Annotated in this window: 18 protein-coding genes; 1 reads left to right on the plus strand and 17 read right to left on the minus strand. The window is 62.2% G+C overall.

The window, feature by feature from the left end:
- Nucleotides 1–14 precede the first annotated feature (14 nt).
- From LDN82_RS15580 to LDN82_RS15660, 17 genes are all read right to left on the minus strand, one after another.
- Entirely contained in the window at nt 15–4,304 is a 4,290-nt protein-coding gene (locus LDN82_RS15580) for a DUF4011 domain-containing protein (RefSeq protein ID WP_224164943.1), read from the minus strand.
- Between the two features lie 128 nt (nt 4,305–4,432).
- Nucleotides 4,433–6,022, minus strand: coding sequence for a glutamine-hydrolyzing GMP synthase (gene guaA / locus LDN82_RS15585; RefSeq protein ID WP_224164945.1), 1,590 nt, complete (start codon nt 6,020–6,022; stop codon nt 4,433–4,435).
- A 121-nt stretch (nt 6,023–6,143) separates the two neighbouring features.
- Nucleotides 6,144–6,644, minus strand: a complete 501-nt coding sequence (locus tag LDN82_RS15590; protein ID WP_224164947.1) for a DUF3817 domain-containing protein — start codon at nt 6,642–6,644, stop codon at nt 6,144–6,146.
- Nucleotides 6,644–7,537 carry an SURF1 family protein gene (locus LDN82_RS15595; protein ID WP_224164949.1) on the minus strand — a complete coding sequence of 298 codons (894 nt, stop codon included), beginning with the start codon at nt 7,535–7,537 and terminating at the stop codon, nt 6,644–6,646. The genes LDN82_RS15590 and LDN82_RS15595 overlap by 1 nt, the downstream gene beginning before the upstream one ends.
- A gap of 86 nt (nt 7,538–7,623) precedes the next feature.
- Complete coding sequence (locus LDN82_RS15600; protein WP_224164951.1) at nt 7,624–8,112, minus strand: PTS sugar transporter subunit IIA; 489 nt, start codon at nt 8,110–8,112, stop codon at nt 7,624–7,626.
- 47 nt (nt 8,113–8,159) lie between these two features.
- On the minus strand, nt 8,160–9,914 hold the full coding sequence (locus LDN82_RS15605; RefSeq protein ID WP_224164952.1) for a glycerol-3-phosphate dehydrogenase/oxidase: 1,755 nt from the start codon (nt 9,912–9,914) through the stop codon (nt 8,160–8,162).
- A gap of 87 nt (nt 9,915–10,001) precedes the next feature.
- The gene (locus LDN82_RS15610; protein ID WP_224088261.1) at nt 10,002–11,138 is read right to left on the minus strand and encodes a GuaB3 family IMP dehydrogenase-related protein; all 1,137 of its coding nucleotides are present in this window, start codon (nt 11,136–11,138) and stop codon (nt 10,002–10,004) included.
- A gap of 52 nt (nt 11,139–11,190) precedes the next feature.
- Nucleotides 11,191–13,071, minus strand: coding sequence for an ABC transporter ATP-binding protein (locus LDN82_RS15615; RefSeq protein WP_224164954.1), 1,881 nt, complete (start codon nt 13,069–13,071; stop codon nt 11,191–11,193).
- 103 nt (nt 13,072–13,174) lie between these two features.
- Complete coding sequence (guaB, locus tag LDN82_RS15620; RefSeq protein ID WP_223933862.1) at nt 13,175–14,686, minus strand: IMP dehydrogenase; 1,512 nt, start codon at nt 14,684–14,686, stop codon at nt 13,175–13,177.
- Between the two features lie 257 nt (nt 14,687–14,943).
- On the minus strand, nt 14,944–17,037 hold the full coding sequence (locus LDN82_RS15625; protein WP_224164955.1) for an acyltransferase family protein: 2,094 nt from the start codon (nt 17,035–17,037) through the stop codon (nt 14,944–14,946).
- A complete protein-coding gene (locus tag LDN82_RS15630) occupies nt 17,034–19,136 on the minus strand; it encodes an acyltransferase family protein (protein WP_224167551.1) in 2,103 nt (700 codons plus the stop codon). Before LDN82_RS15630 ends, LDN82_RS15625 begins: the two co-directional genes overlap by 4 nt.
- Before the next feature lie 147 nt (nt 19,137–19,283).
- Nucleotides 19,284–20,393 (minus strand): NAD(P)-binding domain-containing protein, encoded by a 1,110-nt coding sequence (locus tag LDN82_RS15635; RefSeq protein WP_224164956.1) that lies wholly within the window; start codon nt 20,391–20,393, stop codon nt 19,284–19,286.
- A 34-nt stretch (nt 20,394–20,427) separates the two neighbouring features.
- The gene (locus LDN82_RS15640) at nt 20,428–20,769 is read right to left on the minus strand and encodes a hypothetical protein (RefSeq protein WP_224164957.1); all 342 of its coding nucleotides are present in this window, start codon (nt 20,767–20,769) and stop codon (nt 20,428–20,430) included.
- 168 nt (nt 20,770–20,937) lie between these two features.
- A complete protein-coding gene (locus LDN82_RS15645; RefSeq protein WP_224164958.1) occupies nt 20,938–22,593 on the minus strand; it encodes a response regulator transcription factor in 1,656 nt (551 codons plus the stop codon).
- Nucleotides 22,594–22,777: 184 nt separating this feature from the next.
- Nucleotides 22,778–24,391 (minus strand): chaperonin GroEL, encoded by a 1,614-nt coding sequence (groL, locus tag LDN82_RS15650; protein WP_216925135.1) that lies wholly within the window; start codon nt 24,389–24,391, stop codon nt 22,778–22,780.
- 84 nt (nt 24,392–24,475) lie between these two features.
- Complete coding sequence (groES, locus tag LDN82_RS15655; protein WP_011775524.1) at nt 24,476–24,772, minus strand: co-chaperone GroES; 297 nt, start codon at nt 24,770–24,772, stop codon at nt 24,476–24,478.
- Between the two features lie 191 nt (nt 24,773–24,963).
- Nucleotides 24,964–25,392 carry a hypothetical protein gene (locus tag LDN82_RS15660; protein WP_224088267.1) on the minus strand — a complete coding sequence of 143 codons (429 nt, stop codon included), beginning with the start codon at nt 25,390–25,392 and terminating at the stop codon, nt 24,964–24,966.
- Between the two features lie 67 nt (nt 25,393–25,459).
- Between LDN82_RS15660 and LDN82_RS15665 the strand changes: the two genes are divergently transcribed.
- Nucleotides 25,460–26,686, plus strand: coding sequence for a class I SAM-dependent methyltransferase (locus LDN82_RS15665; protein ID WP_224164959.1), 1,227 nt, complete (start codon nt 25,460–25,462; stop codon nt 26,684–26,686).
- The last annotated feature ends 3 nt before the right edge of the window (nt 26,687–26,689 follow it).

A 26,689-nucleotide genomic window follows, 5' to 3' on the forward strand; every position in this document is an offset into this window, starting at 1 on the left:
ATTCCATGACGCAATCAGCCCCAATGCGGGGGCTTTTGCTCTTTCAACCACTGCTCATGGTCATAGTTGCCTTCGTCGCCCCAACGGCGGGGGTCGTCTTCAGCGGCCTTGGTGGGCAAGATGCCACCGGAGGCTTGCTTCGCCGCAGGAGTCTTTGTCTCCGCGGACTCTTCAGCGTTTTCGGCGCTTACGGCTGCGGTCTGTTCGTCAGAGCCGCTTTCGTTGCCGGTTCCCTGTTCTTTCACTGGTGCTTCAGTCCCATCATCTGGATCACTGGGGGTTGGAGTGCTGGCTTCTGCGTTGCCCGGTTCGCCACCTGGCCCCCTGCGATTGTCCACACCTGCCTGCCCGGGCAGCTGTGGTTCCAGCGATGCCTGGGCACCTCCCGGGCTTTGCCGATGCGAGGCCCGGCTGTAGGAGGAACTGCTGTGCGGGGAACTGCTATAGGAGGAGCTTGCGTACGAGGAAGCCGCATTGTCCAGATTCAATTGTTCAACATCCATGTCCAGGAAGCCATGCTCCGCTGGGGGTACGGCCTGGGGAACATGGTTTTCAAGACCCAAATAGGATCCGATTCGATCCGCGCAGGACGAGGGATCGGTGAACACTTCGATGGTCCACAGGGACATGTAACGCCAGCCCATGCGTTCCAGCAGCTGGGGCCTCAGACGGCTGCGTTCGCGGACGCTCATGCGCCGGTAGCGTTCCGTGCCGTCGGACTCGATTGCCACCGGGGTGGGAATCTCGGCACCCTCCCGTCCAATGGTGTGGACGGGATCGGCAGCGGCGGCAATGTCCAGGACACCGTCATAGAGGTGCCAGACGCGGGCACCTCTGGCCCGCAACCTCTCGCCGAGATCGGCAACCAGGGGGTCCTCCCCCAAGGCCTGTTCGCTGGCAACGGCGCGCGAGGCAGGAGTTCCAAGGTTGCTGTTCCCGGACAGTTCACGGTCCAGCAGTTCGTAAAAGTCCACAGCCCCGTGGGCCAGGCGATCCAGATCCAGATCTTCCGGGCGGAAGCAGCTCAGGACGTGCATGGAACGGCGGGCGCGGGTCATAGCCAAGGCAAAGCGGTTTCGTCCGCCCTCCGCCGACAGGGGTCCGAACGAGTGCAAGGCGCGGCCATGAGGTGTCCGGCCGTAGCCGAGGGAGAAAATGACATGGTCACGCACCAGGCCTTGGGCTCGCTCAAGGTCAACCACGCGGAAGGACTCGGGGCCAGCACCGAAGAAGGCGGACAACAAGGGGTGGTTGGGCAATTGAAGCCTGATTGCCTCGCCAATCCGCGCAGCATGGCGCAGGCTGGCCGTGACCACAGCCAGGGAAGTCCGTGGCCGAAGCCTGGCGTGCTCGAAGACAAGGTCCACTACCCGGTTGACCTCCGCCGTAACGGACTCAACGCCCTCATGGTCGGCGCCCGGGAGTCCGGTTCCATCGGGGATGTACTCCACCAGGATCGAACGATCCAGGCCCGTCACCGAACTGCCATCGGGCAAACGCCGGAGGCCGCCGTCGTAGTAGTTCTTGCTCAACTGCAGGATGAGGTCCTCATCGACCGCCCGGTAGACCCAGTTCAGCTGCCAGGTGGGCAGGACGCGTGCCAGGGCCTTGAACGCGCTGTCCACGGTTTCGTGGCTGGCCACTCCCGCCACTGGAGGTTCCACGGCCACGCTGAAGGTGCGGGCATTCGCAATCTTCGCATCACCGAAGGCTATGACTTGCCGGGCTCGCGCAATCGCCGGAAGGACGGCCTGGAGCGAGGTCGATTCAGCGTCGATGACGATCACCGCGTCAAACTTCTGCTCCGCGGGAAGAACCCCCGTCAACAGGTAGGGGCTTACAGACCACACCGGAACAAGCATGGGTACGAGGTCGGGAGCCTGGGCACTCAGAGCCGGGAGCGTAACCCGACCATCCTTGAGCAGGGCCCGAAGCAACTCAGCCTGCCTGGGGTGCTCAACTATCCCCTCGCTCCACTTCCGGGCCAACTGCCACCGCAAACGCGCAGCACCACTGGCAATGTGGGCTTGGTCCGCAAGGCGGTACTCAGCTTCCAGGCGGCGGAGCGAGTCGCCGTCGGACATGGCGAGGTAGTCGTCACCACTGATCATTGCCTCCAAAGCAGACTGCCACCAGGCAAGGTCCAGCTCGGCCGCCACCGAAGCGGCCGGCACTTCACGGGCAGCAAGGTCAGCGAGCAGTTCGCCGAGGCCGTGCTCGCGCATCTCCTCAATGAGCAGCGTGCGCTCCGGGAGTGTTTCAAGCGTGGCAGTATCCGCTACCAGCCGTTCCAGCCGCTCCATCAGTTCCAGGTACGGTGTCTGGTGCAGCGAACCACCGGCAGAGGTGTGCTTGAGTGCCTCACCCAGGCGGCGAAGCTCGCCATCCAGTTCGCGATACAAGGACCCGAGGTCGGCGAGCCCGGACGGCACGGCCGGGTGGCGTTGCGTGGTGGCATAACCTGCCCACAGGGCACGCTGCTCCTGGACGAGGACCAGGGAGCTGTGAAGGTCCGCGATGTGAACACCGGGCCGCACATACTCTTTTGCCACCCGCCGCAGCCTCGAACGCTGCATTGAAGGCATCTCCAGGTTGCGCTCGCGTCGCCACGCAGAGCTTGCAGTTGCAGAGATGAGGTCATGCACCGGGCGATCGAAGATATCCGGAGTGAACTTGTCCAGGCTTTCGCGCACGGCAATCAGCAATTCAAGCTGAGCGCCCCACTCCGTGAAGGTGTCCGCCAAACGGATCTCGGCGTGATCCGAAAGCTGCTTCATGCGATCGCGCAGGACGGGAAGTTTCTCCTCGGCGATTCGGGCAAGCTGTTGGGCCTCTTCTGTCTCCTTGCGGGTTACGAGGCGTGCACCATACCAGGGGCTGGAGGTGGAAGCCCGGCTAAAGCTGCCCAGCTCGGCAGCGCGACGCAAGCGGCCAGCCAGTTCTTCGCGGTCCTTGATGTTATCCAGCACACTGCGCTTGAGGCGCACCGTGGTGGACGGCGCCGGGTGGATGGACGTCAATTCGGCCAACGATTGCATGGCCTGGTACGGCGAGCAGCCCCAGCGTTCGCGGACGTTGTGAAGCGACGCGACATGGTCCATCAGGGCATGCCGGTGTCCGACCAGCGTCTGATGGAGGTTCCCAAGCTGCGGTTCCAGTGCCTTTTCATTGCGCATGATGGCCCGGACCAACTGGCCCTTTAGCTGCTGTGGTGTTGTGCCGTTGCCCGGACGGAACAACATCGAATCCAGGCCCAGCGCTTCCAGGTGCGCAGAAAGTCCCGCCAGGCTGGACTGCCGGTCCCCCACCACGAGGACGGATTTGCCTTCGCTGACCAATGCGCCAATGGCATTGATGGCTGTCTGCGTCTGGCCGCTCCCTGGAGGGGTGCTGACAACAAGCGAATCTCCTGCGCGAACAGCGTCCACCACGTACTGCTGGTCAGTGTCCGCGTCGAGCAGGAGGAGCTCGTCCGCCGGATCACGTTCATCCAGGCTTGGGAACCGCCCCGCTTTAATGGGTTCAGGCTCGACGTCGCCACCATTGGCGGCAGTTGCCAGGGCCGCCACGGTGGGATTGTTCATGTTGATCCACGGATCGTCCAGGTTTCCCGAAAGATCAGCCAAAGTGGTCACGAGCAAGTTGAATTCAACCTCGGCGCCGTGAATCGGCTGAACCAGGGTGGCCAGGCGATCCAGGACCGGCTGGGGGTCCAGTCTGGCAGTGTTGTAGGCCATGCGGGCAACTGCATTGACGTCGAAGACGATGCCGTGGACGGTCTTCAGGTGGCGCACCAAAGCCGGGTTCATGCGTGCCTGCTCGGTGAGCTGCAGCTCGAAATCGTCCTCGCCCGGGCGAACGGTCAGGACAATGGAGGTCAGCATGACAGGGGCCGAAACCCGCTGGGGTTTGCCACCTACGGCCGAAGTCCACACCACCGTGCCCGCAGAGAGGTACCCGGCCTCGATGCCGCGATCATTGCTGAGCTCAAAAATCTTGGACCGGATGTTGCGCGCGGCCCGTGCCGCCACCAGGTATTGCTGCCTGTCTCGGATAAGCGTGGACAACCTCGTTCTACGCCCCGCCAGCAGCTGTGCGAGGCCCGAGGGATGTGCGTTGCTGAGATCGATGGCGCCTTCGGGCGTCTTCACGAAACGCAGCATCGTGTCCGCCCCTGTAACGGGCTTAAGTCCGGACAGCCATTTCCGGAGCTCTTCGGAGCCCTCTTCCTGGCCTTGACCTAATGACACAACTGCTGCCTTCTTTTCTGTACTAGCTTTAGACGCCTTGGACCATACCGGCATACTTTCGAGGGTAGCGGGAATACTCCTTCAGCCCGCTCCGCAACACTGTGGCAATGCGAAATTCGCCGTCATTTCACAGCTGAAAGAACAGTGGCCGGCCTCCCAAGGGAGGCCGGCCACTCAAAATGCTATTCCCACTCGATGGTTCCCGGCGGCTTGCTGGTGACGTCCAGCACCACGCGGTTAACCCCATCCACTTCGTTGGTAATGCGGTTGGAGATGCGGGCCAGGAGGTCATACGGCAAACGCGACCAGTCGGCCGTCATTGCGTCCTCGGACGATACCGGACGGAGAACGATCGGGTGGCCGTAGGTGCGGCCATCGCCCTGGACGCCGACGCTACGGACGTCAGCCAGCAGAACCACCGGCATCTGCCACACATCGTTGTCCAGACCGGCAGCGGTCAGCTCGGCACGGGCAATCGCGTCAGCCTTGCGAAGCAGGTCAAGGCGCTCCTTGGTTACTTCACCAACGATGCGGATACCGAGGCCAGGGCCGGGGAACGGCTGGCGGCCAACGATTTCCTGAGGCAGGCCAAGCTGGGCGCCGACCGCGCGGACTTCGTCCTTGAACAGGGCGCGCAGCGGCTCGACCAGTTCGAACTGCAGGTCCTCGGGAAGCCCACCCACGTTGTGGTGGCTCTTGATGTTCGCAGCGCCCTCGCCGCCGCCGGACTCGACGACGTCCGGGTACAGCGTGCCCTGGACCAGGAACTTGATCTTCTCGCCCTCGGCTGCTGCCTGGGCGATGATGGCCCGCTCCGCTTCTTCGAAGGCACGGATGAATTCCCGGCCAATGATCTTGCGCTTGGTCTCGGGATCGCTGACTCCGGCCAATGCAGACTGGAAGCGCTTTTGCTCGTTGGCAACATACAGATTGACGCCCGTGGCAGCGACGAAGTCGCGTTCAACCTGTTCTGCTTCGCCTTCGCGAAGGAGACCGTGATCCACGAAGACACAGGTCAGCTGGTCTCCAACGGCCCTCTGGACCAGGGCTGCGGCTACAGCAGAATCCACACCACCGGAAAGACCGCAGATGACCTTGGAATCGCCGATCTGCTGGCGGATACGTTCCACCTGCTCTTCGAGGATATTTCCTGTGGTCCAGTTGGGGCTCAGGCCAGCGCCCTTGAACAGGAAGTTCTCCAGGACGTGCTGGCCGTGCACGGAGTGCTTGACCTCCGGGTGCCACTGCACACCGTAGAGGCGCTTTTCCTCGTTGGCGAAGGCGGCTACCGGCGCGCCAGCCGTGGTGGCCAGCACTTCGAAGCCCTCGGGAGCTTCATGGACGGAGTCGCCGTGGCTCATCCAGGTGTTCTGTGAAGACGGCACGCCATCAAGGATCGAGCGGGCATCGCCGACCACCAGTGCTTCGGTGGCGCCGTACTCCCGGAGGCCCGTCTGGGCTACCTTGCCGCCCAGTGCGTTGGCCATGGCCTGGAAGCCGTAGCAGATACCAAAAACCGGCACCCCGGCTTCAAAAAGGTCCGCTCCAACACGCGGAGCACCTTCTGCGTAGACGCTGGAAGGTCCGCCGGAAAGGATGATGGCTGCCGGGTTTTTGGCCAGAAGCTGCTCGGTGGTGAAGGTATGCGGAACAATTTCCGAATACACATTCGCTTCGCGGACGCGGCGTGCAATCAGCTGCGCGTACTGGGCACCGTAGTCAACAACCAGCACCGGCTTCTGGGAAGTCTGGGGTGCGGTGGGAGTAGTCACCAACCAAGACTACTTTGCCGGGCGGCCCCCGTGCACGTTGACAGCGGCCCGAAGAGGTCAATTACGGGCTCGTCGTTAGGCATCTCACACCCTAACGCCCCGGTGGCTGGAGCTGCCGCGGCTAGTAGCGCTTTGACGCCTGGGGGTTGGCTGCCAGTTCCGCTTCAACCTGTGCGTGGAACTTCTTCTCCACGATGAACGACATCAGCGGTACGACACCACCCAACGCCAGCAGGACCAGCTTGGAGAACGGCCACCGCATGAGCGACCACAAGCGGAAGTTGGACACCAGATAGACCACGTACATCCAGCCGTGGACGATCAATACGGTGGTGGAGATATTGAAGCCACCGATCACGCCCTTGGGCTCAGACTCGGCGAATCCGAAGCCAAAGGGCTTACCCGTGATGGCGTCCGTGCCACCGGCAAAGAGCGATACACCGAAACCGTAACGGGCAATCAGCTCAGCGCAGAGCAGCAGGAGCATGGCACCGGTCAGGTAGGCCATGACCTTGTAGAACTTCAGTGCCGAACGGATTTGGGCTTCCGTTCCGCCAAACCTGCGCTTCTTCGGCTTGGGTCCGGACTGCTCGGGCTGGATGGCCGGCTTGGGCTCAATCATTACTGCACCTTTTGTTCTGGCCCAGGGTTCTGGGGTTCAGGGCTTGACGGTTCATTGGGGTGGTCTCTGTCATCGTCGAATCCATCGTCGAATCCATCGTCGAATCCGTCGTCGTGTGCGTCGAACTCGTCGTCTTCGAGGTCGCGACGGTAGTCGTCTGCCACCATGCGCCACCAGATGTACAGCGCGAATCCTGCGAAGACCACCCACTCAACGGAATAGAAGAGGTTTAGCCAGTTGATCTGTTGGGCGGGCGGCTGTGCTGGGATGTTGAGTGCCTTCACCGCTTCGTCCGCGGCGACGGGAACACCGCCAACTGCTTCGGACGTCGCGGCAATGAAACCCTGGTAGCTGGAGACGTCCCAGATGTTGATAAGTTCGGCAACTGCCACTGCGGACGCCCGGCCTGGACCGGCGTCGACGTTTGGCACCGGCGCCTCAGAGGGCAGCAGGCGGCCGGTCAGCGTGATGGTGCCCGACGGCGGCGGACCGGCCTGGGCGGCATCGGCCACCCAACCCCGGGCTACTGGAATCCAGGTGTTGGGCGAGGCTGCCACACCGCTCAGTTTGGGAGCATTGTCCACCGCGAAAGCCGAGACAATCCAGAATCCCTTCTGGCCGTTGTACAGGCGGCCCTCAACCAGGACCTGCTTGGCAGGATCGTAAGATCCGGTGGCGCTGACCATCTGGTCCGAAGCAGAACCGGGGAAAAACTGCCCCGGCTGCAGGACGTCCACCAAGGGCTTGACATCTTCAATGCTGGACGAAACGGGAGCTTCGTGTTGGGTGGACCTGCTGAGCTGCCACTGGCTGAGCAGCACAAACACCGCGGACAGGAGAAGCGCAAAGACGAGTCCTGCGATCCAGCGGGGTTTCAGCGCGGTTTTCAACACCCCTTAACCGTACTTCGTCCGGCTGTAGAACAACGAAACGAACGGTAGGGACCTTAGCCCTGGAACTGGTCCGTGGGCGCCTGTTCTCAATGGTCGAAGAACACCAGGCTGGAGTTGATGAGTTCGGAAATAACCTCGGTATCGTGTGCCCGGCGCAGGGACTCCCGGAATGACTCTTTGGAGAGCGAACGCGCCAAAGTAGCCAGGACTTCCAAATGATCCGAGAAGGAACTGGCCGGCGTGGCAATGAGGAGGATCAGCGTGGCCGGGCCATCGGCAGCACCAAAATCCAGGGCATGGCCGAACTTTGTGACGCCTACGGCGATGGAGATCCGGTCTACGAATTCACTCCGCGCATGTGGCAGTCCAATGCCACCGGGAAGCCCGGTAGCCAGTTGGTGTTCCCTGGAATGGACCTGCTCCAGGAAGCCCTGGAGGTTGGAGATCCGGCCAGCCGCGTGAAGCCGTTCCGCGAGTTGAGCCGCTGCGTCGATTTTGTCCTCGGCAACAAGTTCCAGGATGACGGTGTCCGGCGTAGTCAGTTCCGCGTCATACCGGTCAAGTGGTTCAGCCAAGTTGTGTTCCCTCCAGTGTGGCCTCCCGGCCGCAGGTCCTGTGTTGCTCAGCGAAGGGGAACGATGTCATCGACTCCCATGCGCGCGGCGTCAGCTGATTCGTCGTCGGGTTGTTGCTGGCTAAGCCGTTCAGCTTCCACCCGGGCCAGATAGTGCTTGATTTCGCTTTCCCGCTGTGTGTCGCTCCAGCCAAGGATTTCTCCCATCAGCTTAGCCACTAAAGGCACTGCTGACACACCCCGGTCCCACGCTTCGATCGAGATCCGGGTGCGGCGCGTCAAAACGTCGTGAACATGACGGGCACCCTCATGGGTGGTGGCGTAGACAACCTCCGCGGCAAGGTAATCGTCGGCCCCGGGAAGCGGTTCCCGCAGTTCGGGTTGGGCGGCGATGAGATCCAGCACTTCCGAGGCCATGGACCCATAGCGGTTGAGCAGGTGTTCCACGCGCGCAACGTGGACGCCGGCCTCTTCCGCGGAGCGGGCGCGGCGGTTCCAAGCGGCTTTGAACCCCTCGGCACCGAGCAACGGGATCGTTTCCGTGCAGCTGGAGGGAACGCGTTCATCCATGGCGCGTGTGGCCTCATCAACAGCATCTTTGGCCATGACACGGTAGGTGGTGAACTTGCCCCCGGCCACCACAACCAGGCCCGGCACAGGATGAGCCACGACATGTTCGCGGGAGAGTTTGGCGGTGGAGTCGTTTTCGCCTGCGAGAAGCGGGCGGAGTCCGGCGTAAACGCCTTCCACGTCCTCACGGGTGAGGGGCCGCTTCAGGACCTTGTTGACGTGCTCCAGGACGTAGTCAATGTCCTTGCTGGACGCGGCCGGGTGCGCCTTGTCCAGTTTCCAATCAGTGTCCGTTGTCCCGATGATCCAGTGGCGGCCCCAGGGGATCACGAAGAGCACTGACTTCTCCGTGCGAAGTATCAGCCCAACGGTGGACTGGAACCTGTCCCGCGGCACCACAAGGTGGATGCCCTTGGATGCCCTGACTTTGAGCTGTCCGCGGTCCGTAACCATGGCCTGGGTTTCGTCCGTCCAGACTCCCGTGGCATTGACTACCTGCTTGGCACGCACCTCGAAGACGCTCCCGTCTTCCTGGTTTTCAAGCTTGGCGCCCACCACGCGTTCGCCTTCCCGGAGGAAGTCCACTACGCGCACCCTGTTCACAGCATGGGCACCATAATGCGCTGCGGTCCGGACAACGTTGACCACCAAACGGGCGTCATCCACCTGGGCATCGTAGTAGCGGATGGAACCAACGAAAGCATCGTCTTTCAGGCTCGGAGCCGCCCTCAGGGTGCCGCGCCTGAAGAGATGCTTGTGCATCGGAACCCCGCGGCTGTGCCCGGACGTGAGGCCCAGGGTGTCGTAAAGCATGATGCCCGCGCCCACATAGGGGCGCTCCCAGAACCTCCGGGTCAGCGGGTAGAGGAAAGGGACAGGGCGGACAAGGTGGGGTGCGATCTGCTGGATCAGCAACCCGCGTTCCTGCAGCGCCTCCTGGACCAGTCCGAAATCAAGCATTTCAAGGTACCGGAGGCCACCATGGATGAGCTTGGACGAGCGCGAGGATGTCCCTGAGGCCCAATCCCGCGCCTCGACGATGCCGACTGTAAGGCCGCGCGTCACCGCATCCAGGGCTGCTCCAGCCCCCACCACGCCTCCGCCGACAATCAGGATGTCCAGCTGTTTGCCGGCCTCGGCAGTGGCTTTCAGGACTTCAATGGACGCGGCACGGGATTCCGGGCTTAATGCTCCCGGAGAATTCACTTGCGGACCGCCTGCGACATTGCTCATCGGACCCCTCCTCAAACGCAACAGCTGGTAGTCCCCTACCCTACTTGTTGCCCGGTCCGATTGGCAGAAGTCCCGATTGGCAGGGTCTTAGTTGCCCGCGTAAGGGGATACTACGACGTCCACGCGCTGGAACTCCTTGAGGTCGGAATATCCTGTGGTCGCCATGGACCGGCGCAGGGCGCCAATGAGGTTGGACGTGCCATCGGTGTGGTGCCCCGGCCCGAAGAGGACTTCCTCCAGGGATCCGACCGTGCCAACGTTGACGCGGTCGCCGCGGGGCGATTCGAGGTGGTGCGCCTCCGGACCCCAGTGCCAGCCGCGGCCCGGAGCTTCTTCGGCGCGTGCCAGGGCGCTGCCCAGCATTACTGCATCCGCTCCCATCGCGATGGCCTTGACGATGTCTCCCGACCTGCCCATGCCGCCGTCGGCAATGACATGGACATAACGCCCACCGGACTCATCCATGTAGTCACGGCGGGCCGCAGTGACATCTGAGATAGCCGATGCCATGGGCGAATGAATGCCCAGCGCACGGCGCGTGGTGGTGGTAGCACCTCCACCGAAGCCAACGAGGACGCCGGCGGCACCCGTGCGCATGAGGTGCAGGGCCGGTGTGTAACCAGCCGCTCCACCAACGATCACAGGGACATCGAGTTCGTAGATGAACTGCTTAAGGTTCAGCGGCTCATGATTCTTGGACACGTGCTCCGCGGAGACGGTGGTTCCACGAATGACGAAAATATCGACGCCGGCGGCCACCACGGTCTTGTAGTGTTCCTGTGTCCGCTGCGGGGTCAAGGAACCGGCAACAGTGACGCCTGCGGCGCGGATCTCGGCGAGGCGGGAGCTGATGAGCTCTGGCTGGATGGGCGCCTGGTACAGGTCCTGCATCCGACGGGTGACGGCCGGGCTGCTGGTTTCATTGGCCAGGCCGGCGATCTCGTCGAGCACCTTCTGTGGGTTTTCGTACCGGGTCCAGAGGCCTTCAAGGTCCAGGACGCCAAGACCACCCAAACGGCCCAAGGCAATGGCCGTGTCCGGCGACATCACAGAGTCCATGGGGGCGGCAATCACGGGCATATCGAACTTATAGGCGTCGATCTGCCAGGAGACAGAGACGTCCTTCGGGTCACGCGTCCGACGATTCGGAACGATCGCGATGTCATCCAGGGAGTAGGCACGACGCCCACGCTTGCCACGGCCAATCTCAATCTCATAAGTCACTGCTCGAGTTTATCCCACCAAGACCAAGCCACCGTTTTGTTCCAACTTGCTCCTACGGGGTGTTCTGGCTGGTCTCTTCCACCGTGAGCTGGGATTCGAACATCCGGAAGTAGCGGCCCCTCAACGCCACAAGCTCCTTGTGGGTCCCCTGTTCGGCAATGCGACCGTCCTCGAGCATGTACACAACGTCCGCCTTTTCGATGGTGGCCAGCCGGTGGCTGATGGCAATGATGGTGCTGTTCCGGTCCGCGAAAAGGCGTGTGAAGATCCGGTGCTCAGCCAAAGCATCAATGGCCGACGTTGGTTCGTCCATGACCATGAAGGAGGCATCCCGGTAGAAGTTCCGGGCCATGGCCAGTCGCTGCCATTGCCCGCCGGAGAGGCCACTCCCCTTGCGTCCGCGGGGATCCTCCATCCAATTGCTCACATGGTTTTCCAGGCCATTGGGCAGCTTGTTGATGAACTCCATGGCCTCGGCGTCCGATGCTGCCCTTCGGATCCGTTGCTCGTCCCGCGGTTGATCGACATCGCCCAGGTAGATGTTCTCCGCCGCGGTTGCGAATTCATACTTCAGGAACTCCTGGCTAAGGACCGCGAGGTGCCGGTGCCAACTGGTCACGTCGATACCGGTGAGATCGACGCCGTCGAGCAGTACTTGGCCTGAGTCCGGCCGGTACAGGCCAGCCAGGATCCGGATCAGCGTGGACTTTCCTGCGCCGTTCTCACCAACTATGGCAATGTGCTGGCCCGCCCTGATGGTCAGGGATATGCCCTTGATAACCTCAATGTCACTCCCCGTATAGCTGAATCGAATGTCCCGCATTTCCACTACGGAAGGCGACTTCACCAGGGGAGGCTCGTGGCCGCTGGGCACAGGAAGCGCCATGAAAAGCTCGTAGTCTTTGAGGTTGGCAAGGTCTTCGTCGATGGAACTCAGTGAGGAGACCAGGTTGTTGGCGGTGGATAGAGCCCGGCTGACGATCTGCTGGATGTAGAGGAACTGCCCTACCGGCTGCGCCCTGGCGATGATTTGTCCCACCACCCAGATCAAGGACACAACTTCGGCACCATACTGCAGCGCGTCCGCTGCGAGTTGCTTGGGGATGTAGCGCTTCTGGAAGTCCAGCCGCCTGCGCTCGTCAGCGTCCCGAAGCCCGGACCGCAGGTCCATCAGATAGCCCACGATCCCGTAAAGCCGCATCTCGGCAATGTGCTGGGGACGCAGGAGGTTCGTCTCGATCATGCGCCGTTGCCGCCGGGAATCCACCTGGGTATTCCAGTGGGCTATTTGCTCTCTTGAGAGCTTGAACTGCAGGTAGACGCTCGGGACGATTGCAATGAGGACAATGACGGCGATCCACCAACTGACCAACAACAGCGCACCGACTGCCAGGATGACTGAAACCAACTGCGTAAAGATGGCCGCGATCCTGTCCAGGACCCGGGCGTAGGAATCGGAGAACCGCTTGGCGCGATCGTAGAGGTCCACCGTTTCTTTGTCGTCATAGCGCCAGAACTCCAGCGCCAGAAAGCGCTCATACATCATGTCGCCAACGATTGCCCCCACTTTGAAGCTCATCAGCTGCTGGATGTACCGGTCCACGCTGCTGAAGGCGCCCCAGAACAGCCCCAGCGCCGCAGTTATGATGACGTACAGTACCGCCCGCGGACCGGCGTCGGGATCTCCCGCGTAACCGGCGGCCAACGCGGTGGTGGTCAACGCGGCGAAGTAGGTGGTGACCAGCGGCAGCGTGGCCGAAATCAAGGACCCGGCCACTTTCATGATGACTGCAACAGGTGATGCCTTGAAACTGACCTTCAGGACCTGCCCGACGGCGCGTGCGTACGGCCGGAGGGCAAGCTTGCGGGGCGCTGTGCCTGAATTCAGCCGGACTGACTCCGGGTGCCGCGGTTGTGCGGGCTTTTCGGACATGTCCCCAGCCTATTCCTACCCACGGACATTTCCGTTGCGGCCCTTAAACAGCTGTTCCCCATGGAAGCATCCACAGGGAACAGCCGGGAGGAACTGATGATGGTTAGCGGGAACCGTAGTTCGGCGCCTCTACGGTCATCTGGATATCGTGCGGGTGCGATTCCTTCAGGCCGGCAGGCGTAATCCGGACGAACTTGCCGCGTGCCTTGAGCTCGGCAATGGTGGGGGCGCCGGTGTAGAACATGGTCTGGCGGAGGCCGCCCACCAGCTGGTAGGCCACGGATGCCAGCGGACCACGGAACGCGACGCGGCCTTCGATGCCTTCCGGGATGAGCTTGTCATCGCCGGAAACGTCGGCCTGGAAATAGCGGTCCTTGGAGTAGGACGTGTTCTTTCCACGCGACTGCATGGCGCCCAGGGAGCCCATGCCGCGGTAGCTCTTGAACTGCTTGCCGTTGACGAAGATGAGCTCGCCGGGAGACTCTTCACAACCAGCCAGCAGTGAGCCGAGCATGACGGTGTCGGCACCGGCGACCAGCGCCTTGCCGATGTCACCCGAGTACTGGAGGCCACCGTCGGCAATCAGCGGCACGCCCGCCGGAATGGCAGCCTTCGCGGATTCGTAGATGGCCGTGATCTGGGGAACGCCGACACCGGCAACAACACGGGTGGTGCAGATGGAGCCCGGACCAACGCCTACCTTGATGCCGTCGGCACCGGCGTCGATCAGTGCCTGGGCACCTTCGCGGGTGGCAGCCTGGCCGCCAATGATGTCCACGTGCGCAGCAATCGGATCCGACTTCAGGCGACGGATCATGTCCAGCACACCTTGGGAGTGGCCATTGGCCGTATCCACGAACAGGGCGTCCACACCGGCGTCGATGAGCTTCATGGCGCGCTCCCAGCCATCACCGAAGAAGCCGATGGCGGCACCTACGCGCAGGCGGCCTTCGTCGTCCTTGGTGGCCAGCGGGTACTGCTCTGCCTTGGTGAAGTCCTTGGTGGTGATGAGGCCCTTGAGGCGGCCCTGCTCGTCAACGAGAGGGAGCTTCTCAATCTTGTTGGTGGCCAGCTTGTGCGAGGCTTCCTCGCGGCTGATGCCCACATGGCCGGTGATGAGCGGCATCTTGGTCATGGCATCGCTGACGCTGCGCAGCGGGAATTCAGATTCGGGAATGAACCGGGTGTCGCGGTTGGTCACGATGCCCAGCAGGCGCCCGTCCGTGTCCACCACGGGAAGGCCGGAGACGCGGTAGCGGGAGCACAGCTCGTCCAGTTCCTGCAACGTAGCCTGCGGGCCAATGGTCAGCGGGTTGGTGATCATGCCGGACTCGCTGCGCTTGACGCGGTCAACGTGCTCAGCCTGGTCATCGATGGACAGGTTGCGGTGCACTACGCCCAGGCCACCCTGGCGGGCCATCGCGATGGCCATACGGGACTCCGTGACGGTGTCCATGGCAGCAGACAGCAACGGCGTCTGCACCGTAATCCGCTTGGAAATGCGGGAGGACGTGTCCGCGTCCGAGGGGATGACGTCGGTGTGCCCGGGCAGGAGCAGGACGTCGTCGTAGGTCAGGCCTACGAAGCCAAAGGGATCGTGTTCGGGCTGGGTCATGAGTGCGGCCTCTTACCTGGGTTCCGGGGGCTATAACTGGTAGGGGTTGCAACTGATGACCAGCCCGTCATTACGGGACTGGCCTGTGCATAAAGTACTGGCCTGTGCATGAGGTACTGCAAGGCAAAGGTGCTTCGGGTATTGAATAAATAGTAGAACCTCCGCGGCGATCGCCATATTCCGCGACGGCTGAGTGTGAGCAACGGCACGGGCGGCAGGCCGGCGTCGTGCGTTGCATGCTCCTGCGGATGGCGAGGCTAGCGCTCAGACCAGCCCGTCGCGGCGAGGAGCCGCTCCTCGAACATGGGAATCATGCTCTGTACATAGGTCTTGGTGAGATGGTTGTCGTCCTTGTAGACGTACACATTCCCAACCACTGCCGGACACGTGCCCTTTTCACAGATGAAGTCGCTCATGTCCATCAGGTACAACCGATCCACCTTGCCCACGTAATCGTCCAAGGGCGAGGACGCAGCCAGGGAATCCTCCAAGGGAGGGTTGCAGTCAGGCGAATCAGGGCCCTTCTTCTGCACGCACTCGGGCATGTTGATGCTGAACCGCGGGTTGTCGCGCACGCCGACGACGTCGATTCCGGCATCCGTGAAGGGCTTGATGCCTTCCAAATAGCCGGGCACTTCGGTCTCGAAAGGGGCCGTGACATGAGTTAGTGACGCCACAGTGAACACTGCATCGGGTTTGTGTTCCATGACGTAGGCGGCACTTGCCTTGTTGAAGTCGTTGCATTCGCTGGTGCGTTCAGGAGAGTCCGCACCGAACCGGCAGTTCCCCTTCAGCAGAGTGACCACTTCCCAACCATGCTCCTTGGCGATGGGTCCCAGGGCGGCCATGTACTGCTGGGCATGGGAATCGCCCAGGACCACGATCCTCTTGGTCACCACTGCCGGTTCGTTGTTCTGGAGGCAACCCTGCAGCAACGGATCTGACGGGACGTTCGCGCCAGTACACAGGCCATCGATGTCCGCCCATTCATCGTTCATGGCGGCGGGTGCGGGAATGATCATTGCCTCGGGCGTCGGTTGGCCCGCGAAACCAGGCGACAGCGCTGCGGCACCGGGCGTCAGTTCCTTGGGCTGATCGGCAATCGCCACGCTTTCGGCGGCAATGGCACCCTGCCAGGCGGTCATCGGAAGCGCCAGCAGCGCACCGCAGGAAACAACGACGACGGCGGCCCGCCAGGACCGTGCGTCCGGCCACTGCCATCGGCGCATGGGCACCTCGACATACCGTGTGGTGGCAACGGCCAACATCATGGATACCGCCATGATGCCCAGGCCCTGCAGGAGGTTGGGACTTGTGGTCTCCGTGACGAGCAGGAAGAACACCAGGACAGGCCAGTGCCACAAGTACAAGGCATAGGAATTGTTACCCACCACGACCAGGGGCTTTGAGCTGAGCACGCGGTCCGCACCAAAGCGGCTGTTGCTCTGGCCGGCGACTATAACGGCCGCGGCGGCGAGCGTGGGCCAGAGGGCCACGAATCCCGGGAAGGAACGGTCGACAGTCAGGATCAAGCCACACGAGAGCATGGCGGCCAGCCCTGCCCAACCCAGGAATACCCGGAGCCGCCGTCCCGGTTTGAGGTACGGGAGAGCAAGCGCCAGCAGGGAACCCAGCGCAAATTCCCACAGCCTTGTCCGGGTATCGAAATACGCATAGGCCTGGTTGTTCGCCGTCTGGTCGATCGAATAGACCAGCGAGGCCACAAAAACCAGGCCGAACGCCATGAACAGCAACTGCCGGTGTTCCATGACCTTTCGGCCTGGGAACAGCTTTGCCAGTTGCGGCTGCAGCAGGGCTACGACGCCGAAAATGAGCGGCCACAGAATGAAGACCTGGCCCTGGACGGACAGGGACCAAAAGTGTTGAAGCGGACTGGCCCCGGAGTGGTCCTGGGCATAATAATCAACGGCAGAATCCGCAAGCTGCCAGTTCTGCCGGTACAGCAGGGAGGCCCACGCCTCGGCGAGCACATCCGGCCACCGGCTCTGCGGGACAAAGGCCCACGTTGCGGTCAGAACCGCCAACAAGACAACGACGACGGCGGGCAGCAGCCGCTTGAACACGTGGAGCCAGTGCTGCAGGAGCCTCAGGGGCTTGTGGTTTTCGAGCTTCCGCGTAAAGGACAGGGTCAGCAGGAAAGCCGAGATGAGCAAAAAGACGTCGACACCACCGGACACCCGGCCCAGCCAAATGTGATAAGCCGCCACCATCAACACAGCCAAGGCCCGCAGGCCCTGGACCTCGGGGCGGAAGGTGCGTTCCGCCGTCGTGGGCCTCGCCGTGGTGGGGTTGCCACCCAAAGGTGCAGTTGTTTTCACGTTGTCGCTCATCGCTCCCACCCCGTCGCGGCAAACCACCTTTCATCGAACATTTCACCCATGCTGGTGACGTAGGTCTTGGACAAGTGGTTATCGTCCAGGTAGACGAACACATTTCCTACGACGCTGGGGCACTCGACACCATTGCAGAGGAGATCCGTCATATCCAGGAACGCGGCATTTCCAAACTTTCCCTGCACGGCCGCGAAAGGGCTCTCCGCTGCCAGGACGTCATGCTGGTCGGATTTGCAGTCAGGGCTGTCCACGCCCTTGGAAAGGGCACACTCGGTGACGTTGTGGTCATAGCGGGGGTTGTCACGGATGGCCACCACCTGGATGCCGAGGTCGTTGAAGTTGGTGACCGACTGTTCAAAGCCGTACACCAACTCCTCATCCGGTGATGACGGGGCAGCCTTGGTGCCCACCATGAACACGGAATCCGGGGTGTGCGCTGCCACATACTTGAAAGCCGCCGAGTTGAAATCATTGCAGTGCTGGTCAGCGTCGGGGTTCTCCGGCATGAACGGGCATCCGCCCAAAAGGAGGGCCGTGACCTTCCAGTGCTCAGCCTCAGCGAGGGGATCGAGCGCGGCCAGCCACTGCTGGGCATGGGAATCACCCAAGACAATGATGCTCTTGGTGGCGTCATCGCCCACGCCGTTTTGCTGGCAGTTCTCCTGCAGCGTCTTGTCTTCCGGCTGGGACGCTCCCTCGCACGTCCCACCCAGATGTGCCCAGTCCTCAGGTAGCTGCTCTGCGGTAGGAAGCGTTTTGGCGTCAGGGCTGACCTGGTCCACGTACCCGGGCAGGAGGGCATGTGCTCCCGGGTTGTCGTTGAATGCCTGCGTGTCAGCGGCCTTCTGGTCCAGGTACTGCTTGTACTGGAAACCGAGCAACGGCGTGCACGCCACGGCAAGGCACACCGCGATCGAGATGGCTGCCCGGCGACGCTTCACCTCCGGCCACTTCCACTCCCGGAATGGCTTCTCCACATACTTCGTGGTCAGGAACGCCAGGACCAGTGCCAGCGCCACAATCGCCGTGCCGGAAAGCCAACCCGCATGATCCTTGCCGCTCCAAGCCAACGCGATCACCAGGATGGGCCAGTGCCAGAGATAGAGGGCATAGGAATTGTCGCCCAGCCGAACAAGGAATCTGGAACTCAGGATCCGATCCACGCCGAAGCGGCTACCGGTCTGTCCCGCTGCAATCACTGCAACGGCAGCCAGGGTAGGCCAGAGTGCAACAAAGCCGGGGAACGCCGTCTGGACCTGCAGCAGGATGCCGCAACTGAGCATGGCGGCCACGCCGATCCACCCCATCGCCACGCGGACAGGTTTGGAAAAGTCCAAGGCAGGCAAAATCAAGGCAACAAGCGTTCCGAGGGCAAACTCCCACAGGCGGGCGAAGGTGTCGAAGTACGCCACCGCCTGGTTGTTGGCCGTAAAGATGATGGAGTACGTCAGGGAAACGACGAAGACGAGCGCAAAAACGTACGCGAGCGAAGCCCGGTACCGGAGATCGAACTTGCGGCAGATGACCGCCATCACGGCGAAGATCACCGGCCAGAGAATGAATACCTGGCCCTGGATGGAAAGCGACCAGAAGTGCTGCACAGGACTGGCCAGGCTGTGGTCCGTTGCGTAGTAGTTGACCGCAAGAGTCTGCAGGAGCCAATTCTCGTAGTAGAAGAGTGAGGCCCAAGCCTGATTGACCACCTCTACCCAGCGGGTGGGAGGCAGGAAAGCAAAAGTAGCAGCCAGTGTTCCGAAGAGTACAACCACGACTGCCGGGAGGAGGCGCCTAAACAAATGCAGCCAGTGTCGCAGCAAGTCCATCGGGCGCCGCTGTTTGAAGCGGCTGGTGAACTGAAGAGTCATGAGGAATGCCGAGATCAGCAGGAAGACATCTACCCCGCCTGACACCCGCCCAATCCAGATGTGGTAGCTCACCACCATGAGGACAGCGAGGGAGCGGAGGCCCTGGATTTCGGGCCGGAAGGTGGACTTTACAACGGGACCGGTAGCCCGCCTGTTGGGACGGGCGGGCGTTCGGATCGTTGATGTAGTCACGTTAGGCAGTTCCTCAAGGCTATTGCACAAAGCATCCATCATACGCTGTTCCGGGCTCCGGCCCCAGTCGGGCCGGTCTGCGGAACCGCCTTACGAGTGTCTATTAGCTCAGGTTGGACTATGCATTTGCAAAGATGAAACTGTGCGTTGCCTGTGCCACGGCACTGTGTCTGAAGGCCCGGAAAACTAGATCAAGGCCGGCCGACGCCCCACCGTCAGCTGCCGGTCGACTGTGATTCGTTGTGCCAGATAACGGGCATCCCGGCCAACTCCTGGAAGCGTTGCCGAGACTGCAGCGAACAGGAACTCCTGGCCGATGAAATAGAGTCCAGGGACAGATTCCACTACTCCCCTCTTGTGGGCCGGCGCCCCCTCTCCGTCCTGGTACGGGAGCTTCAGCCACGAGTAGTCCTCCCGGTATCCGGTACACCAAATGACGTTCGCCACATCCAGCGTCCGGCCCTCTTCCAGTAACGGTTTGCCCTGCTTTACGCCGGCTATCCTTGGCAGCAGTTCCACCTTCGCCTCACGCAGTTCCTTGGTACGTGTTCGGATCAAAGGTGCCGCCATCATCTTGAATGCCGGCGCCACTTTCCGGCCAACCGGTGTGTTGAGCGTCAGGACGTGAAGGCCTGCGAACCGGATAACAGGCAGAACAAACCGGGCTGCAGCGCGTCCATGGCGAACAGGGATTTCGCCACTGGCTTTGCCCGCCAACAACGTGGTGTGGGTCCTGCTGGCTTCGAGGGCAATCTCCGCGCCGGAATTGCCGAGCCCGACAACGAGCACTGGTCCAGGTTGGAGTTGCCCGGGATTCTTGTATTCCTGCGAGTGAAGCTGCACGATGGCCGGATCCAGCTCATTCGCGAATGCCGGCCGCTTGGGCAGGCGATACCCGCCGGTGGCAACCACTACGTTGTTGGCGGTCCAGGACCTGTCACCGGAGCTCACAAGGAAGCGATCACCCTCTTGTGTCACTCCATCAACATGGACCCCGGGCACCACCGGAAGACTGAACCGCTGTGCATAACCTTCCAGGTAGTCCGCCAACTCATTCTTGCTGGGGAACGCCAGGCGGTCCCCTGGGAACGGCATGCCCGGCAAACCGTCGTACTTGGCCGGGGTGAAGAGTCGGAGCGAATCCCACCGCTGGCGCCACGAATCGCCGGTCCTGGCGTTCTCGTCGAGGATGACGAAGTCGTGGTGCCCTTTGGCCAGCCAATAGCCGAGCGCCAAGCCGGCCTGGCCACCGCCTACGATCACGGTATCGAACTGTGGGTGACTAGCTTTTTTCATGGCTTTTCCTTTCTCATTACTGGTCAACGCGGGGTCACTTATGGCCTATGGCAGCGGCCGACATGGGCCTTAAGTGACCCCGCGTTGCTGGGGTTTCAGTTGCTGGGGTTCCAGTGGGAGCCTTCCGGTATCGCAGGCACCACACCAACATCAGTGCCGACGTCACCACATAGAAGGTGTGGAGCAGCCACACCGGCCCCGCCGGAAGGTCGAAGACGTAGAACGAGTGCACGGCATTGGCGATGTTGGTCAAGGTGATATTGCTCAAACTGTAGGAGGCCAGGTCCTTGGTCCGGACTGCCTTGAACAACATGGGCAGCATGCTGGATGCAAAAAGCACGGTGGATACGGTGCCGGCGAGCAGTGGAATGTTCATAAGCCCAAGGTATGAGTCCGGCGCCCCTTGCCGCGTCGGCCAAATGACGCATCCTGCAGGAATGGGCATGGGTATTTATGCGCATGCCGGGAAGTGAGAGAGCGTTCGGGAAAACCCTGCGGTATGTGAGAGAAGATCGGGAGAAAAGCGGTGGGAAGTGATAGAGCATCAGTTGGTTAAGTGGTGCTCAAACGCGTATTTGGTGGCAGCAACCCTGGATGGCAAGGAGAGCTTGCTGAGGATATTGCTGACGTGGCGGGCAACGGTCTTTTCACTGAGATACAGTTCCCGGGCAATGGACTTGTTGGCTTTTCCGTCGGCGACAAGCCTCAGGACTTCAAGTTCACGGGCAGTCAGTTCACGGGCAGTGGGCACGGAACCATCGCCGCCACTCACCGTTCCGGCTCCCGCCTTGAGACCCAGCACCCCGGCCAGGGCAGGCGCTGCGTCGAGTTCTGCGAACTCGGCTGCGGCCGCTTCGAATTCCATGGCGGCAGAGTCGGGGTCGCCCAGCCGGGCACACGCACGACCGGCCAACAACCGGCACCGGGCAGCCTCATACGGAGCCTCGAGGCTGTACCAAAGCCGCCAAGCCTTCCGGGCGGTCATCAGTGCGGCTTCGGCACTCCCCTCGGCCAAGAGAACGCTCGCTTCCGCCTGGGCTGATAGCGCTCGTTCCAAGGGGCGGCTGGCTTCGTGGAGCGGTGCTGCGAGTTCATTCGCGGCCTCTCGGGCTGCGACGACGTCCCCCGCCGCAAGCTCCACCTGGACCACCGCCGGAAGCAGCCTGCAGCGGTTGGCCGGATCCGCTCCGGACATCGCACGGTGCAACATGGCCTGCGCCTGGGACGTTTTGTTCTGGGCCATACGTAGAAGCGCAAGGCCGGGCAATGGCTCAAAGCCCGTCTCCCCGGCCTTGGCGTAGGCTGCGTCGGCCTCGTCAAACCTGCCCCTGAGGCGGAGGACTTCCCCCTGTTGGTACCAAGCTCCCCAGGCCGCTTCCGGATCGCCCCGACGCGAACGGTCCTGGGCGATGCGGGCCGCAGCCAAGGCCTCGTCCCAGGCGCCATGCAGGATGAACAGCTCTGCGCGGTGCGATTGGCATTGCCCACTGAACATCACCATGTCCGGCCGGTCTCCGCACCACCGCTCCAAGGCTGCTGTCCATTCCTGGGCGCGGTGGACATCTAAAGCGAGCCTGCAACTTCCAATCACCGCACAGTAGATGATCCCGGAAGGTATGGGCGAGACCTCACCGGCGGTGACGGACAACATCACTTCATCGAGGAGCTGCAATCCCTCGTCCGGGGAGCCGAGGGTAATCCTGGCCGTGCCCAGGCCCAGCTGGCCCAACGCCATGAGATCCCTGTCGTGGAAACGCCGGCCCACTTCAAAGGCCCGGCCAAACAGCTCGTGGCTGGCCTCGGGGTTTCCTCCGTAAAGGGAACCCAGGGCGGATGGGATGAGGAGATAGCCCTCCGCTTCGGTGGGCTCTTCCATTTCGGCAATCAGATGCTGGGCGCGGGACATCCAACCGGAACTTCGCGCGGGCTCCCCGATGTCCATGAGGAACAGCACCAGCCACGCCGCGCAGCGCGCCGCACCGGCCATGTCGCCCAACGTCAGGAATTCCTCGTGGGCCCGCGTCAGGTACTTCACTCCGTCATCGTCATGGCCCAGCAGCATTGCCACGGATGCCACCAGTTCCATGTCCCGGGCAGGCAAGCCACCTTCGGAATCGGCCCGGGCAAGGCAGTCCAGCGCATCGCTCCAACGACGCTCGGAGAATGCCGAGCGTCCCATATCCAAGGCTGTGACCGACATAGTGAACACTCATTCCGCGACCGGGAGCAACCCGGTTGGCGCACCCAAGCCGCCGTATTAGCGTCAGGGTACCGCCGCCGTCGTAAGTCCCACAATAGGTCCCCGCGGCTCCGGGGAACCTGCGGGTTGCTGACAAAAAAGCCCTGGCCACACGAAGGTGACCAGGGCTTTTTTGAACAGGCTGTTAGTGCTGGTGGCCTGCGTGTGCGTCTTCTTCCTCGGCCGGCTTTTCGGCAACCAGGGTCTCAGTGGTGAGAACCAGGGCAGCGATGGAAGCGGCGTTGCGGAGTGCGGAGCGGGTGACCTTGACGGGGTCGATCACGCCGGCGGCGATCAGGTCCTCGTACTCGCCGGACTTGGCGTTGAAGCCGTGGTTGGCTTCCAGTTCGGAGACCTTGGAAACGACGACGAAGCCGTCGAAGCCGGCGTTCTGGGCGATCCAGCGCAGCGGCTGGATCAAGGCGCGGCGGACGATGCCAACAGCTGCTGCCGCGTCACCTTCCAGGGCCTTGACGGCCGGGGACTCGTCCAGTGCCTTCAGGGCGTGGATGAGCGCGGAACCGCCACCGGAAACGATGCCTTCTTCAAGGGCTGCACGCGTGGAGGAAACGGCGTCCTCGATGCGGTGCTTCTTTTCCTTCAGCTCAACCTCAGTGGCTGCGCCAACCTTGATGACACCGATGCCGCCAGCCAGCTTGGCAAGGCGCTCCTGCAGCTTCTCGCGGTCCCAGTCGGAGTCCGTGCGGGTGAGCTCGGCACGCAGCTGGGCCACGCGGTCGGCAACGTCCTGCTCGGTTCCGGCGCCATCGACGATGGTGGTGTTGTCCTTGGTGACCGTGATGCGGCGAGCCGTACCCAGTACCTCAAGGCCAACAGTGTCCAGCGAAAGTCCAAGGTCCGGGGAAACAACCTGTGCGCCAGTGAGCGTAGCGATGTCCTGCAGCATGGCCTTGCGGCGGTCGCCGAAGCCGGGAGCCTTGACGGCGACGACGTTCAGGGTGCCGCGGATGCGGTTGACGATCAGCGTGGACAGGGCTTCGCCTTCGATGTCCTCTGCGATGATGAACAGCGGCTTGGAGGCCTGCAGCGCCTTCTCCAGCAACGGCAGGAATTCCTGCAGCGAGGAGATCTTGCCCTGGTTGATCAGGATCAAGGCGTCTTCGAGGACGGCTTCCTGGCGTTCTGCGTCAGTGACGAAGTACGGGGAGAGGTAGCCCTTGTCGAACTGCATGCCTTCGGTGAGGACGAGTTCGGTCTGGGTGGTGGAGGACTCTTCGATGGTGATGACGCCATCCTTGCCCACCTTGCCGAAAGCCTCGGCCAACAGTTCGCCAATTTCGTCGCTCTGGGCGGAGATAGCGGCAACGTTGGCAACCTGGGTGCCTTGCACTTCGCTGGCGTTCTCCAGGAGGCGGGCTGCGATGGCTTCGATGGAAACCTCGATGCCACGCTTGATCTCGCCAGGAGCGGCACCAGCAGCAACGTTGCGCAGGCCTTCCTTGACCAGTGCCTGCGCCAGCACCGTAGCGGTGGTGGTGCCGTCGCCAGCGACGTCGTTGGTCTTGGTGGCTACTTCCTTGGCCAGCTGCGCACCAAGGTTCTCGTAGGGGTCATCAAGCTCAACTTCGCGGGCGATCGTCACGCCATCGTTGGTGATCGTGGGAGCGCCCCACTTCTTGTCCAGCACGACGTTGCGGCCGCGCGGGCCAAGCGTCACCTTGACAGTGTTGGCGAGCTTGTCGATACCGGCCTCAAGAGACCGGCGGGCAGCATCGTTAAAAGCAAGCTGCTTTGCCATGGTTGTGTCCTTTCAAGACAGAAAACCCGCACCGCAGAAGGTCGGAATGATTCCAACGCGGCTGCGGTGCGGGGCTCCAGGAAGTTACTTTACGACGATCGCAAGGACGTCGCGGGCGGACAGAACGAGGTACTCGTTGCCGCCGGTCTTGACTTCGGTTCCACCGTACTTGGAGTAGATAACGACGTCGCCAACAGCTACGTCAACCGGCACGCGGTTGCCGTTGTCATCGAAGCGGCCGGGGCCGATTGCAACAACTTCGCCTTCCTGCGGCTTCTCCTGTGCGGAGTCCGGAATTACCAGGCCGGAAGCCGTGGTCTGCTCTGCTTCGAGCGGGCGAACAACAATACGATCCTCAAGAGGCTTAATCGAGACCGACACTCGGACTCTCCTTTTCATGAGCTGATTCATGGACTAAGAACTAGGGTGCCGTGGCGTGCAACCGTCGTCGCGGTGCCGGTGGACGCCTGGCGTGATTAGCACCCTCCGGGGGAGAGTGCTAACAAGACTCTATGTAAGCGTTAGCACTCGGTCAAGGTGAGTGCCAGAATTTCGTCGTTGGTGAACTCCCGTTACCGCCCGGTGAGGTCATCCAGATCGTAGTCTTCGCCGTCGTCATCCTCATCCACAGGTGCCGATCCGCGATTCAAATACAGCACGACGGCGGCTGCCAGGGCGACGACGCCGGAAATCACCAGGGCGATAATCCCGCCAATGCGGGCCCCGCTGTAGAGGTCCCGGATATCGCGGGCTTCATCAGTAGCGTCGTTCACGCTCTTGCCTGTGACGGAGTAGGCAGCTGCGTTGAATGAGTCCAGGACGAAGATGACGATCAGCAGGGCAACGCAGATTACCGCGATCACGGCCCCCGCGATCAAGGCAGGACGGGCAAACGCCACAAGGGACCGGCCGGCGGAATGCTCTGAAGCTCCCGGGGCAGCGGGGCGGTTCCCGCCCGGGTTGTTCGTGTCGGAGGGCTGCGGAGCTGCGTTGTCTTCCATGAAAACAACCCTATCGGGCTGATTCCCAACTCACGGCGTCAAGGCGCGCCCCGTTAGGCTTGATCCCATGTCTCATGCACCGCAGGAACAGATCGCACCCTTGCTGACCACTGAAGGATGGGAACTCCTTGCCTCGCTGGGGCCGTACCGCGAAGCCGATGCGTTCAGCATGAACGCCGATCTTCGAAAGTCAGGCCACTCCCCTGAGCTGGTGGCCGCGGTACTCACGCAGTCCCGGCTCCGAACCCGCGCCGAGGCCAAGTTCGGCGAGTTCGCCCGCCAGATGCTGTTCACCCAGGCCGGACTCGAGCAGGCGACGCGCCTCAACGTCGCGGCCCGGCACGCCGAGCGTTTTGCCAAGGCCGGCATTTCCCACGTAGCAGACCTTGGCTGCGGCCTTGGAGCCGACTCCATGGCCTTGGCCTCGATGGACATTGCCGTGACTGCAGTGGAGATGGATGAAACCACCGCGGCTTGCGCCACGATCAACCTCATGCCCTTCCCGCACGCCACAGTGGTGCATTCGGATGCCACGTCAGTGGAACTGGGCGGGATCGACGGCGTGTGGCTGGATCCCGCACGGCGCACAACCTCGACGTCCGGGACAAAGCGGATCTGGGATCCGGAAGCATTCTCTCCCCCGTTGTCGTTCGTTGAAGGCCTGGCCGCAGCCGGCCGTGCGGTCGGCGTCAAGATGGGTCCTGGCATGCCCCACGACTCGGTTCCGGCGAACTGTGAAGCGCAGTGGGTCTCCGTAGGTGGCGACGTCACGGAGGTCACCCTGTGGTTCAACGCCGTGGCCCGCCCCGGGATCCGGCGCGCGGCACTTGTCATCGGCTCCCAGGGCGCTGCCGAGCTCACCAGCGGTGAGGATTTCGACGGCGGCCCGGTAGCCGCCGTCGGGCCGGTTGAGGGGTTCCTCTACGAACCTGACGGTGCGGTCATCCGCGCAGGCCTGGTGGCCGACGTCGCAGAACGCCTGGGCGGCCACCTGGTGGATGAACATATCGCCTACATCTGCGCCCCGGAACTCCATGACTCGCCTTTTGCCAAGGCCTACAGGGTGCTGGAGGTCATGCCATACAACGTCAAAGCCCTCAAAGCCTGGGTGAAAGCGAACGGCATCTCGGTGCTGGACATCAAGAAGCGCGGCACCGCTGTCACTCCCGAAGAACTGCGGAAACAACTGCTTCCATCCAAGCGAGACAGCAAGCCCGCAAAAACGGCCACCCTTGTCCTGACCAGGATTGGCGAGGAAAGAGTGGCCGTAGCGGTGGAGCCCGTGACGTTCTAGTCC

It is taken from the genome of Arthrobacter sp. StoSoilA2 (genome assembly GCF_019977195.1).
Lineage (GTDB): Bacteria > Actinomycetota > Actinomycetes > Actinomycetales > Micrococcaceae > Arthrobacter.

What these genes read in the sequence shown, in the direction of transcription:
- LDN82_RS15580 (WP_224164943.1), bottom strand. Translation starts at nt 4,304, where the DNA reads ATGCCGGTATGGTCCAAGGCGTCTAAAGCTAGTACAGAAAAGAAGGCA.
- LDN82_RS15590 (WP_224164947.1), bottom strand. Translation starts at nt 6,644, where the DNA reads ATGATTGAGCCCAAGCCGGCCATCCAGCCCGAGCAGTCCGGACCCAAG.
- LDN82_RS15605 (WP_224164952.1), bottom strand. Translation starts at nt 9,914, where the DNA reads ATGAGCAATGTCGCAGGCGGTCCGCAAGTGAATTCTCCGGGAGCATTA.
- LDN82_RS15615 (WP_224164954.1), bottom strand. Translation starts at nt 13,071, where the DNA reads ATGTCCGAAAAGCCCGCACAACCGCGGCACCCGGAGTCAGTCCGGCTG.
- guaB (WP_223933862.1), bottom strand. Translation starts at nt 14,686, where the DNA reads ATGACCCAGCCCGAACACGATCCCTTTGGCTTCGTAGGCCTGACCTAC.
- LDN82_RS15625 (WP_224164955.1), bottom strand. Translation starts at nt 17,037, where the DNA reads ATGAGCGACAACGTGAAAACAACTGCACCTTTGGGTGGCAACCCCACC.
- LDN82_RS15630 (WP_224167551.1), bottom strand. Translation starts at nt 19,136, where the DNA reads ATGGATGCTTTGTGCAATAGCCTTGAGGAACTGCCTAACGTGACTACA.
- LDN82_RS15635 (WP_224164956.1), bottom strand. Translation starts at nt 20,393, where the DNA reads ATGAAAAAAGCTAGTCACCCACAGTTCGATACCGTGATCGTAGGCGGT.
- LDN82_RS15640 (WP_224164957.1), bottom strand. Translation starts at nt 20,769, where the DNA reads ATGAACATTCCACTGCTCGCCGGCACCGTATCCACCGTGCTTTTTGCA.
- LDN82_RS15645 (WP_224164958.1), bottom strand. Translation starts at nt 22,593, where the DNA reads ATGTCGGTCACAGCCTTGGATATGGGACGCTCGGCATTCTCCGAGCGT.
- groL (WP_216925135.1), bottom strand. Translation starts at nt 24,391, where the DNA reads ATGGCAAAGCAGCTTGCTTTTAACGATGCTGCCCGCCGGTCTCTTGAG.
- LDN82_RS15660 (WP_224088267.1), bottom strand. Translation starts at nt 25,392, where the DNA reads ATGGAAGACAACGCAGCTCCGCAGCCCTCCGACACGAACAACCCGGGC.
- LDN82_RS15665 (WP_224164959.1), top strand. Translation starts at nt 25,460, where the DNA reads ATGTCTCATGCACCGCAGGAACAGATCGCACCCTTGCTGACCACTGAA.